The following is an 11,419-nucleotide window of genomic DNA, read 5'->3' on the forward strand; positions in this document are numbered from 1 at the left end:
CAGATGGGCGAACGCTCTAGAACGTCACCCGCGCGCCCGCGTAGAACGCACGCGGCCTTGCCGGGCTCAGCGAGCGCGGATCGGTGAAGGGGTTTCCGCCATTGGTGAAGTTCGGCAGAGCGCCGGTGTCGAAGAACTGTCCGTAGGTCGCGTAGCGATTGTCGAAGACGTTGTCGATCTTGCCGTAGATCTGGAAATTCTTGGCGACCTGGTAGGACGTGTGCAGATTGAAGACCGTATAGGATGACAGCTTGGAATACTGGTTGGATTCGTCGCCGACCAGGTATTGGCTGGAGACAAACAGCGCATTGCCGCCAACCTTCCACTCATCGGTAACGGCGTAGTCGATACCGACCTTGACGCGGTGACGCGGGATCGCGGGTATCTGGTTGCCGGGCAAGACCTGGATGTTTCCGTCGGCATCGGCGAACGGGCTGTTCGAGCCGAGCGTCAATGCGTCGAGGAAGCGGGCATCGACGAAGGTGTAGCTGGCCTGGAACTGAAGCGTCGGTGATTTGATGTTGACCTCGGCCTCGAGCCCCTGCCGTCGTGTCCTGCCGACATTGGTGAAATAGCCGAAGCCGGTCCGGCCGGGAACGGGGACGGCCAGGATGTCATCATAGTTGGTGGCGCGGAAGCCGCCGATCTTCCATCCGAGCGTGCCGATGTTCAGCTCCCTGGTACCGCGCAGGCCAGCCTCCACCGTTTTGGACACGACCTGCTTCAACGGCGGGTCGGAGACCAGAAACGCCGCGATGAGACACGGATTGTTCGGATCGGCGCAGCCGAGCTCGAGCGGTGTCGGCACGCGGTTGGCCTCGGAATAGCCGGCATAGGCGGTCAGCTCCGGCGTGATCTTGTAGGTCCCGCCGATCACCGGATTGAACCGGGTGTAGGTGTAGTCGCCGTTGAGCGCAGTGCCGAGCTGGTCCTCCAGCGAGATGCGCGCCACGTTGAAGCGGCCTCCGCCGGTGATCGCGAAGGCATCCGTGACGTTGAACGTGTCCATCGCATAGAGGCCGTTATATTGATTGACGGTCCGCAGCGAGACGGGACCGGCAAACCCGGTATCGATCGTGCCGGTCGGCCCCAGGAAGATGCCGCCGCCGCTCACGACATAGTTCTCTCCGATCGAACCGATCTCGGCGGTGGCATCGTAGCGCGTGACGCTGGCATCATAGCTTGTGCCCATCACGAAGCGGTTGTCATGCCCAAACAGCTGATCGGTGTTGGTGGCCTGCCCCGATGCGCCGAAGCTGGTCGACCGTATCGAGCTCCGGTCGATCTCGCCGAGGATCGTTCCCGGCGCAAAGGGATTGCCAAGCTGCACGCCGTTCGTGCCATTCGCGGGCGTCGCACCGTCGCCGAAGCACAGCAACGTCGCGTCCGCCGTGCACTCGCCGACGTTGGTTGGATTGCCGTCCACGATCTTCTGCTCGTACCTGCGCACATGCGCGGTGCCTTCGAGCGTCCAGGTCGGCGTCGCGTCGGCCCTGGCGGTCAGGTTGAGATAGCCGACGCGGTTGGCGCTGGTTTGCGGTGTCGTGTAGGTCGCGCCCCAATATTTACCCAGGAGCTCGGCCGGAACGGTGGCGTTGGCGCCGAAATCGTTCTTGGCGACCCCCATATTGACGTGGAATTCGCTGTCGCCGGCCTTGTAGCCGACGTCACTGTAGAAGCGCCGCACGTCCGATTGGGAGAAGTTGCGAAAACCGTTGTCGTGCAGGCCTTCGAGCGCGGCGTAGATGCCGTAGTTCTGGTCGACCACCTTGCCCCATTGCGCCGAGCCCTGGATGCGGCCGAATGAGCCGCCCATGGCATCCAGCTCCGCGCCTTGATAGGTGAAGCCATCCTTCATTTGCAGATTGATCGCGCCTCCGAGCGCGTTCAGGCCGAAGACCGGGTTATTGGTCACCAGCGTCACCGACCTGATCGCTGCGGTCGGGATCAGGTCCCAGTTGGCGGCGTCCGAGAACGCTTCGTTGATCCGCACGCCGTTCTGGTACACCGCGAGTCCTTGCGGCGTGCCGGTCACGGGCGAGGCGACAAAGCCGCGAAACTCGACGTTCGGCTGGAACGGGTTGCCGGTCACCTCGCTGATGCTGACCCCGGCAATGTTGTCGCGCAGCGCATCCGTGACGTTGAGCGAGCCGGTGCGCTTGATCTGGTTGGCGTCAACGGCGTTGATCGCCGACGGAACCTTGTCGACATCGAGACCCCTGCCGGTGCCAGGCGCGGTCGGGTAGACGTAAATCCTGCCCTCCCTCGGCTTGCCGGAGCTCGCAGCCGTCCGCGCAACCGGCCGCGGCGACGCGCGCCGCGGCGTCGGCCGCGGCGCCACCACCTCGACCGCAGGCAGATTCTGGACGTTGGTCTCTTCGTCCTGCGCAGCGCGGGCGCTGGTCCCGAAACAGAGTCCGGACACCAACCCGGTCGCGACCAAGGCCATCAGCAGACGCCGCGTGTGTCCCAGCTTGCGCATTCCTAGTATTGTCCCACCCGTAACCTTCAGCTGTTTTGGTTTTCACCGTTGGTTGTGACGAGTGTATTCGGCGGCGGCTCATGCACCAGCCGCAAAAGGTCGGGCACAATCCGTACCCGTTTTCCCGACCAAATCGGGAATTCTTCCCGATCGAACCGGACGCGATCAGGCCGCAGCGGTTGGAACCAGCGCCTCCACGGTGACGCCGCCCTCGCCCGACGCCACGTTGAGCGTGCCGCCCAGCGCCAGAATACGCTCGCGCATGCCGACGAGGCCGAAGCCGAGCTTCTGGCCCGGCTCCATGCCGTGGCCGTTGTCGCTGACCCGGACCCGGGCGCAGCAGCGACCGTCGCGGCCGGGCTGCTCCGCCGGCTCGATCACGACATTGATCGCGGTCGCGCCGGCGTGGCGGAACGCATTGGTGAGCGCCTCCTGCACGACGCGATAAATCGTCAGGTCCGCGGTCTCGCCCGTAACCCCCAGCGCCGGCGAGATCGTCGTCTCGATGTTCACGTCGGGATGCGATTCCCGCCACAGCCGCGACAGCGATTCCAGCGCCTTGCCAAGGCCAAGCTCGGCAAGGCCGACGGGCCTCAAGCGCTCCAGCACGCGACGGGTGAACTGCTGCAGCGCATTGATCTGCTCCAGCAAGGCTCCGCCGTGTTTTCGCACGGCATCTGCACTTGGTGCGCGTCCGTCGGCGAGCTTTGCGAGAGCGCTGGCATGCGCGCGCAGCGAGAACAGATACGGCCCGAATTCGTCATGCAGCTCGCGCGCGATCTCCTTGCGCTCGACGTCCTGGAGCGACACCGCGCGCTCGGCAAGCCGCCGCTTGTCCTCGACCGCCTCGCCAAGCGTCGCCGCGAGATGATTGAGCTTGGTGCAGATCGCAGCGAGCTCGGGCGCGCCGTCGGGCACTGCACGCGCGTCGTAGCGGCCGTCCTCGAGCTCGCCCATCGTCTGTGTCAGCGACTCAAGCGGCGCGAGCGCGCGGCCGACGACCGTCATCATCACCAGAAACAGCACCAGCGCGATGACTGAACCGACCTCGAGCTGCGTGACGATGGCATCCCAGATCTCGGCGATCTCGTCATTGGGATGCGAGGTAATCACCAGCGAGCCGGGCTTGCCATGGACCGAGACCGGCACGTTGACGGCGGTCTGCTCGGGATGAACCAGGCTGACGAACCAGGCCGGTGGCCCGGACGTGTCGTCATCGGCCTCGGTGCGCGGCGGCGTCAACGGGTTCCCACCTGCGTCCCGAAGCGCAATGCTGACATGGCGGAGCCGATTGAGGTCACGCGCGATCTGGCTCAGCCTGGCGTCGGGATCCGGCGCCTCGTTGAGATCGGCAACGATCATCTCGATGAACTCGCGCGCCAGCCGGATCACGCTCTGGTCCTCGGCCTGGACGCGGGGACCGGCCTCCGCCACCTGTCGGGCGATGTTGACGGCGAGCCCGAGCGCAAGCAGCAGCGCCAGCAGGAGGTTGATGCGCCCGCGCAAGGATAGATTTTGCCACATTGCTCTCGCCTGCCCCACGAAGGATCGCTCGCGCCTGTCCGATAGCGTTGACAGAGACGAAGCGCCCGATATCTAATCGGAAGCGTACAGCAATCCCGGCCGGGTTGCATGACCCGACATGAGACGCGCGTCCGTCTCGTCCGGAATCATGCGGCGCGAAAACAGGCAAATTCTTTCACGGGGATGCGCTGTCACGGGGAACGCCTATGCGCATTCTGATCGTCGACGATCATCCCATTGTCGCCTCCGGCTGCCGCGCGGTGCTGGCCGACGAAGGCGAGATCGAGATTTTGGAGGCCGCCGATGCCGAAGACGGCGAGTGCGTGTTCATCGTCGAGCGCCCCGACCTCTGCGTCATCGACATCAACCTGCCGACCGTCTCCGGCTTCGAGCTGGCTCGCCGCATCCTCGAACGCGCGCCTGATGCCCGCATCATCATGTTCAGCATGAACGACGACCCGGCCTTTGCCGCGCGCGCGATCGAATGCGGAGCCAAGGGCTACGTCTCCAAGACCGGCGACCCCGACGATCTCGTTGAGGCGATCCGCACCGTCGGCGGCGGCGGCGGCACTTATCTTCCGAGCGCGATCGCGCGCAGCATCGCCTTCGCAGGGCCCATGCTGGCGCAAAGCCCGCTGTCGAAGCTGAATGCGCGAGAGATGGAGATTTTGCGGCTGCTCAGCGCGGGAAAGAGCCTGTCCGAGATCGCCTGGCTGGTGCAATCGTCCTACAAGACGGTCGCCAACACCTCCTCGATCATGCGCCAGAAGCTCGGGGTGAAGACCTCGGTCGAGCTGGTGCGGCTGGCGATCGACAGCGGTGTCGCCTGACCCTGGGTCAGCCTTTGCGTTCCCGCGCTAATTCGGACACACGAGCATTGCATTCTTGATGTGGTGAGATGCCACGGAGCAAACCGGCATGACGATCCAGACTGTCTCGACCAACACTTCCTATGGCGGCGTACAGGGCGTGTATCGCCATGCGAGCCAGGCGACCGGCACCGACATGGTGTTCTCGGTCTATGTTCCCCCGCATGCCGACGGCACCAGGCTGCCCGTGGTCTGGTATCTCTCCGGGCTCACCTGCACCCATGCCAACGTCACCGAGAAGGGCGAATTTCGCAAAGCCTGCGCCGAGCTCGGCCTGATCTTCGTCGCGCCCGACACCAGTCCGCGCGGACCCGACGTGCCGGGCGACGCCAACAATGCCTATGATTTCGGCTTGGGTGCCGGTTTCTACGTCGATGCGACCGAAGCGCCGTTCGCGCGCAATTATCGCATGTGGAGCTATGTCACCGACGAGCTGCCGAAGCTCGTGGCGGGACATTTTCCAGTCGATGCCAAGCGGCAATCGGTGATGGGCCATTCCATGGGCGGCCACGGTGCGCTGACCGTGGCGCTGCGCAACCCCCACCGCTATCGCGCCGCAAGTGCGTTCGCCCCGATCGTGGCGCCGTCGCAGGTGCCCTGGGGCATCAAGGCGCTGACCGGCTATCTCGGGCCGAACAAGGATGCCTGGCGCAGCCATGACACGGTGGCGCTGATCGAGGATGGCGCGAAATACTCAGGCTTCCTGGTCGACGTCGGCGAGGCCGATAATTTCCTGAAGGAGCAGCTTCGTCCCGAACTGCTGCAGGCGGCCTGCAACAAGGCCAACATCCCGCTGACGCTTCGGCGTCAGCCGGGTTACGACCATAGCTACTATTTCATCTCGACGTTCATGAGCGACCATCTGCACTGGCATGCGGAGCGGCTGAAGGGGTAGCTTCTTCCTTCTCCCCCTGTGAGGGCTTTGCACCTACTCCGGCTTGCCGTAATTCGGCGCGAGCAGGCGGTTGCGGATCAGATAGCTCATCGTGCGCGACCAGGATTCGTCGGTGTTGCCGCGCATGTCGGCGCTTGCCGCGGTGATCATGTTGCCGGTCTTCACGTCGCGCAGATGGATGTTCAGATTGATGATCAGGTTCGAGACCTTCTGCACCATGCCGGTGATCTCGAGGTCAGCACCGAGCTCTCCGGCAAGCTTGAGGTCGCAACCGCCGCAGGCCTGCAGATTGGCGTGACTGGCGGCATCCCTCACCGGCGCGATATCGAGCAGCTGGAACCGGCCTGAGTCGGCCAGTTGCTTGCGCAACTGGTCGCTGATATGCGCGAGCCGCGCCTCTTCCGGCCGGGAGCCGTAGAACTCGCCGGGCAGGCTGGTGTCGATCAACTCGAAATCGAACACGGCAAGTTTTGGCGGATCGGCGGCTGCCTGCGAACCCATCAGCAGCAAAGCCGCGAAACATATCAGCGCTCGCATGATCGTGATTCCGCCTGTCGTGTCGCGACGACCAAATGCGGGGTTGCATGCCCGGCCAAATCGGTCATGCTTCAAGAGAGACAATTCTTCACCGACGGTCAAGCCGGGGAGGACGTCAGGAGGAAGCATGATCCGATGGTTGCTCGGCCCGATCGGCCTGTGTCTGGCAGCGATGCAAGCGCTCGCGGCCGACCCGGTCACGATCGGCGTCGGCTATCTCGGTGTCGCCGGCACCAGATCGACGCTCTCGCTGGTCGAGCAGCCCACGGACAATGACGGCGTCGCCGGCGCGAAGCTCGCAATCGAGGACAACAACACCACAGGGAAATTCCTGAACCAGCGCTTCACGCTGGAGGAGCGCCGCATTAGGGAAGGTGAGGACGTGGTCCAGGCCGCGACCGCGCTCGCCGAGCACAACGGCTTCATCGTCACCGACCTGCCGGCCGATGCACTGTTGAAGGCCGCCGACGCCTTGCGCGACCGCGGCACGCTGCTGTTCAACGCCGGCGCAATCGACGAGCGGCTACGCGAGGCCGATTGCCGCGCCAATGTGATCCACGCCGCGCCGACACGCTCAATGCTGGCCGATGCGCTCGGCCAGTACCTGGTGTGGAAGCGATGGCCGCGCTGGCTGCTGTTGGTCGGCTCGCATGACAAGGACAAGCTATACGCCGATGCACTCCGTCGCGCCGCCACGCGCTTTGGCGCGAAGATCGTGCAGGAGCGGACCTTCGAGGACACCGGCGGCGCGCGCCGCACGGACTCGGGCGTGACGCTGATCCAGCGGCAGATGCCCGTGTTCACGCAAGCCGCGCCCGCCTACGACGTGCTGGTCGCCGCCGACGAGAGCGAGGTATTCGCAGCCTATCTGCCTTACCGCACCTGGGATCCCCGCCCCGTCGCGGGCTCGGCCGGCCTGGTGCCGCGCAGCTGGGACGCCGCGCAGGACCAATGGGGCGCGACGCAGATGCAGAACCGCTTCATGAAGCTCAATTCGCGGCGCATGACTGCGCTCGACATGCAGGCCTGGACTGCCGTGCGCATGATTGGCGAGGCCACCTCGCGCACCAATTCCGGCGACGTCAAGAAGGTCACCGATTTCATCAAGGGACCGGACTTCTCCGTCGCCGCCTTCAAGGGCACCAAGCTGACGCTGCGCGACTGGAATCTCCAGCTCCGCCAGCCGATCCTGCTGGTCGACGGCCGCATGGTGGTGTCGGTGTCGCCGCAGGAAGGGTTTCTGCACCAGGTCTCCGAACTCGACACGCTCGGCTATGATCGTCCGGAGAGCAAATGCAAGCTGAAATGAGGACACGGATGTTGCGGGTGGGATTGCTCTCCGGACTGGCGCTCGCGGCAGCGCCCGCTCATGCCTTCATCGCCTATGTCTCGAACGAAAAGAGCAACACGGTGTCGGTGATCGACACCGAGAGCTGGGCCGTGACCAAGACTATCAAGGTCGGCCAGCGTCCGCGCGGCATCGAGTTCACCCGCGATGGAAAATTTGTGATGGTCGCGGTCGGCGACGACGACACCATCCAGGTGATCGACGCCAAGACCCAAGCCGTTGTCGACACCCTGCCCTCCGGGCCCGACCCTGAACTGTTCACCCAGGATGCCGCCGGCAAGACACTCTATGTCGCCAACGAGAACGACAATACGGTGACGGTGATTGATCTGGAGAAGCGTGCACGCCTCGGAGACATCCAGGTCGGCGTCGAGCCCGAGGGCATGACCGTCAGCCCGGACGGGAAGATTCTGATCAACACGTCCGAGACGACCAACATGGCGCATTTCATCGACACCGCGTCGCGCCAGATCGTTGCCAATGTGCTGGTCGATGCCCGGCCGCGCTTTGCCGAGTTCAAGCACGATGCGTCCGAATTGTGGGTGTCCTCCGAGATCGGCGGCACCGTGTCGATCGTAGACCCGCAGAAGCACGAGGTCATCGGCAAGGTCAATTTTGAGATTCCCGGCTTGAGGAAAGAGGCGATCCAGCCGGTCGGCATTGGCATGACCAAGGACGACAAGACCGCCTTTGTCGCGCTCGGCCCCGCCAACCGGGTCGCCGTGGTCGACACTGCCACGCGCAAGGTGACGAAATATCTCCTAGTCGGCCAGCGCGTCTGGCACATGGCGTTCACGCCGGATGAAAAATACCTGCTCACCACCAATGGCGTGTCCAACGACGTTTCCGTCATCGACGTCGCCGCGCAAAAGGTGATCAAGACCATTCAGGTGGGCGAACTGCCCTGGGGCATCACGATCGCGCCATGACCAGCCCCGCTCCCATCGCCGAACCTCGCGAGACGCCACGGCCTGATCCGGCCGCGGTGCCCGCGCTGTCGATCGACGGCGTCAGCCATTCCTACGGCCCGCGCCGGGCGCTGATCGACGTCTCCTTCAACGTGAGACCTGCGAGCTTCACCGCCTTGCTCGGCCTCAACGGCGCGGGCAAGAGCACGCTGTTCTCGCTGATCACGCGGCTGTTCGGCATCCAGACCGGCCGCGTCGGTATTTTCGGCCATGACATCAGCCGCTCACCCGGCGAGGCGCTGCGGCTGCTCGGCGTCGTGTTCCAGCCGCGCACGCTCGATCTCGATCTGTCGCTGACGCAAAACCTGCTCTATCACGCCGCCCTCCACGGCATCAGCCGGCGCGAGGCGGCTGCGCGCAGCGCCGAGCTGCTCGCGCGCATTGGCCTCGCCGACCGCGCCGGCAGCAAGGTGCGCGATCTCTCCGGCGGGCAGATGCGGCGGCTGGAGATCGCCCGTGCGCTGCTGCACCGGCCGCGGCTGTTGCTGCTGGACGAGCCGACCGTCGGCCTCGACGTCAAGGCACGCGCAGACATCATCAGCCATGTCCGCCAGCTCGTGACGGAGCAAGGCATCGGCGTGCTCTGGGCCACGCATCTGTTCGACGAGATCATGCCCAGTGACGACCTCGTGGTGCTGCACCAGGGCAAGGTGCTGGCACAGGGCCCGATGGGCCGCGTCATCGGCGAGGCCGGCGCGCAGGACGTCAACACCGCCTTCATGCGCCTGACCGGCGCGCAAGTGATGCCGGGAGGCGGCGCATGAGCAGCATCACCACGCGCGAGGCGCCGCGCGGCTTCTCGGCCTCCGAGTACATGACCTGCCTGACCGGCATCGTCTGGCGCGAGGGGCTGCGCTTCCTGCATCAGCGCGAGCGCTTCGTCTCGGCGCTGGTGCGGCCGCTGGTGTGGCTGTTCATCTTTGCGGCCGGCTTCCGCCAGGTGCTCGGCATCTCCATCATCCCGCCTTACGAGACCTACATCCTCTACGAGGTCTTCATCGCGCCGGGATTGATGGCGATGATCCAGCTCTTCAACGGCATGCAGTCCTCGCTCTCGATGGTCTATGACCGCGAGATGGGCAACATGCGCACGCTGCTGGTGAGCCCGCTGCCGCGCGGCTTCCTGCTGTTCTGCAAGCTGCTCGCGGGCACCGCGGTGTCGCTGCTCCAGGTCTATGCGTTCCTGATCATCGCCTGGTTCTGGGACATCACGCCGCCCCCGATCGGCTATCTCACGGTGCTGCCGGCGCTGATCCTGTCCGGGCTGATGCTGGGCTCGCTCGGCATGCTGATCTCCTCCGGCATCAAGCAGCTGGAAAATTTTGCCGGCGTCATGAACTTCGTGATCTTCCCGATGTTCTTTGCCTCCTCCGCGCTCTACCCGCTCTGGCGGGTGCAGGAGGGCAGCCCTTATCTCTATTATGTTTGCCAGGCCAATCCGTTCACCCATGCGGTCGAGCTGATTCGCTTCGCGCTGTATGGACAGATCAACTGGATCTCGCTGGCTGTGGTCGGAGTTTGCACAATCGTCTTCATGACCGCCGCGATCTATGCCTATGATCCCTCGCGCGGGCTGGCGCGGCGCGGGCCTGCGGGAGGCGAAGGATGATGGTTCGGACACTTGCCATGGCAGCCCTTGCGTTCGCGGTCTCGACCGTCGCCGCACGCGCGGCCGATCCGCGCTATCCCGACTGGCCCTGTTCGCAGGCCAAGGTTCCGGACATCTCGCTCGCCGCCGTCTGGGCCGGTCCTGCGCTCGACGACGCCGAGAGCAAGTGGAAGGACGACAGCAAGGTCAGCGCGCTGGTCTCGAAGCTGGCAGCGCGCAAGACGCCGCTGGACGAGGCCGAGAGGTCGATCAAGGAATTTTTGGGCGGCTCCGCGGCCGACAAGACCGCCAACGCAAAACTGCTGTTCGCCGGCCTGTTCGACACGCTCAACGCCCAGCGCTCGCAAGTCATGAGCGGGCTCGAACGCGTCAGCCGCAAGCAACGCGAGGCCGCCGACAAGATCCGCGAGGAGACCATCCAGCTCCAGGCGCTCCAGGACGCAACGCCGCGCGACGACGCCAAGGTCGATGCCATGAGCAACCAGCTGATCTGGGAGACCCGCATCTTCGAGGATCGCCGCAAGGTGGTGCGCTTCGTCTGCGAGGTTCCGACCGCCATCGATCAGCGCCTGTTTGCGCTCGGCCGCGTGATCCAGCAGGAGATGGAATAGCGTCAGCCCTGCTGGCGGCTTTCACAAAAGTTCCCGCGATTTCAATGCGATCATTAATGTTTGCCACGCTATCTGCCGGAACCAAATCGATCTAGGATGGCTTGTCGATGTGAACATCCAATGCCGGGAGGCCTCGATGGGAACAGCAAGATTCATCCTCGCAGGCGCTGCAGCCATCAGCATGCTCGCGTCCTCCGCTTTTGCCGACGACATGACCGGAATGGTCACCAGCATCAATCGGCTAAACAATACGATCTCGATCCAGCAGACGCAGAAGGGCACGGTCGGCGGCAGTGCCGGCGGCGCCGGCGCGTTGCAGCAGTACAAGGCTAAGGACGCCGCGATGCTGGATACCGTCCATGCCGGCGATCGGGTGACGTATTCCGCGACCGACGCGGATGGCTCCGGCACACTGACGAAGTTGCAGAAGCAGTAGGGCTGGGTTTCGCTGCGGAGGTTGCTCGCCGCGGGTCGATCCGGCTGACGGATGCAATCGGCCTCCACATCGTCGTTGCGAGCGCAGCGAAGCAATCCAGAATCTTTCCGTGGAGGGACTCTGGATTGCTCACATGGGGA

11 protein-coding genes are annotated in these 11,419 nt (G+C 64.4%); 8 read left to right on the forward strand and 3 right to left on the reverse strand.

The window, feature by feature from the left end:
• Positions 1-16 precede the first annotated feature (16 nt).
• Entirely contained in the window at positions 17-2,482 is a 2,466-nt protein-coding gene (locus FXB38_RS40510) for a TonB-dependent receptor (RefSeq protein ID WP_148756478.1), read from the reverse strand.
• A gap of 165 nt (positions 2,483-2,647) precedes the next feature.
• Positions 2,648-4,006 (reverse strand): histidine kinase, encoded by a 1,359-nt coding sequence (locus FXB38_RS40515; RefSeq protein ID WP_148756479.1) that lies wholly within the window; start codon positions 4,004-4,006, stop codon positions 2,648-2,650.
• 206 nt (positions 4,007-4,212) lie between these two features.
• On the opposite strand from FXB38_RS40515, the gene FXB38_RS40520 reads away from it, so the two are divergent.
• Complete coding sequence (locus FXB38_RS40520; RefSeq protein WP_148756480.1) at positions 4,213-4,836, forward strand: response regulator transcription factor; 624 nt, start codon at positions 4,213-4,215, stop codon at positions 4,834-4,836.
• 88 nt (positions 4,837-4,924) lie between these two features.
• A complete protein-coding gene (gene fghA, locus FXB38_RS40525) occupies positions 4,925-5,770 on the forward strand; it encodes an S-formylglutathione hydrolase (RefSeq protein WP_148756481.1) in 846 nt (281 codons plus the stop codon).
• Between the two features lie 33 nt (positions 5,771-5,803).
• On the opposite strand, the gene FXB38_RS40530 is transcribed toward fghA, so the two are convergent.
• Complete coding sequence (locus tag FXB38_RS40530) at positions 5,804-6,307, reverse strand: DUF3280 domain-containing protein (RefSeq protein WP_148756482.1); 504 nt, start codon at positions 6,305-6,307, stop codon at positions 5,804-5,806.
• A gap of 127 nt (positions 6,308-6,434) precedes the next feature.
• Here FXB38_RS40530 and FXB38_RS40535 point away from each other — a divergent pair, with 127 nt between their 5' ends.
• From FXB38_RS40535 to FXB38_RS40560, 6 genes are all read left to right on the forward strand, one after another.
• Positions 6,435-7,616 carry an ABC transporter substrate-binding protein gene (locus tag FXB38_RS40535; RefSeq protein ID WP_148756483.1) on the forward strand — a complete coding sequence of 394 codons (1,182 nt, stop codon included), beginning with the start codon at positions 6,435-6,437 and terminating at the stop codon, positions 7,614-7,616.
• The gene (locus tag FXB38_RS40540) at positions 7,601-8,584 is read left to right on the forward strand and encodes a YVTN family beta-propeller repeat protein (protein WP_148756484.1); all 984 of its coding nucleotides are present in this window, start codon (positions 7,601-7,603) and stop codon (positions 8,582-8,584) included. The genes FXB38_RS40535 and FXB38_RS40540 overlap by 16 nt, the downstream gene beginning before the upstream one ends.
• Positions 8,581-9,387 (forward strand): ABC transporter ATP-binding protein, encoded by an 807-nt coding sequence (locus FXB38_RS40545; protein ID WP_148756485.1) that lies wholly within the window; start codon positions 8,581-8,583, stop codon positions 9,385-9,387. Before FXB38_RS40540 ends, FXB38_RS40545 begins: the two co-directional genes overlap by 4 nt.
• On the forward strand, positions 9,384-10,232 hold the full coding sequence (locus FXB38_RS40550; protein WP_148756486.1) for an ABC transporter permease: 849 nt from the start codon (positions 9,384-9,386) through the stop codon (positions 10,230-10,232). The genes FXB38_RS40545 and FXB38_RS40550 overlap by 4 nt, the downstream gene beginning before the upstream one ends.
• Positions 10,229-10,843 (forward strand): hypothetical protein, encoded by a 615-nt coding sequence (locus FXB38_RS40555; RefSeq protein ID WP_148756487.1) that lies wholly within the window; start codon positions 10,229-10,231, stop codon positions 10,841-10,843. Before FXB38_RS40550 ends, FXB38_RS40555 begins: the two co-directional genes overlap by 4 nt.
• A gap of 136 nt (positions 10,844-10,979) precedes the next feature.
• Positions 10,980-11,279, forward strand: a complete 300-nt coding sequence (locus FXB38_RS40560) for a copper-binding protein (protein ID WP_148756488.1) — start codon at positions 10,980-10,982, stop codon at positions 11,277-11,279.
• The last annotated feature ends 140 nt before the right edge of the window (positions 11,280-11,419 follow it).

The organism is Bradyrhizobium cytisi (assembly GCF_008123515.1).
In the GTDB taxonomy this organism is placed as follows: domain Bacteria; phylum Pseudomonadota; class Alphaproteobacteria; order Rhizobiales; family Xanthobacteraceae; genus Bradyrhizobium; species Bradyrhizobium cytisi.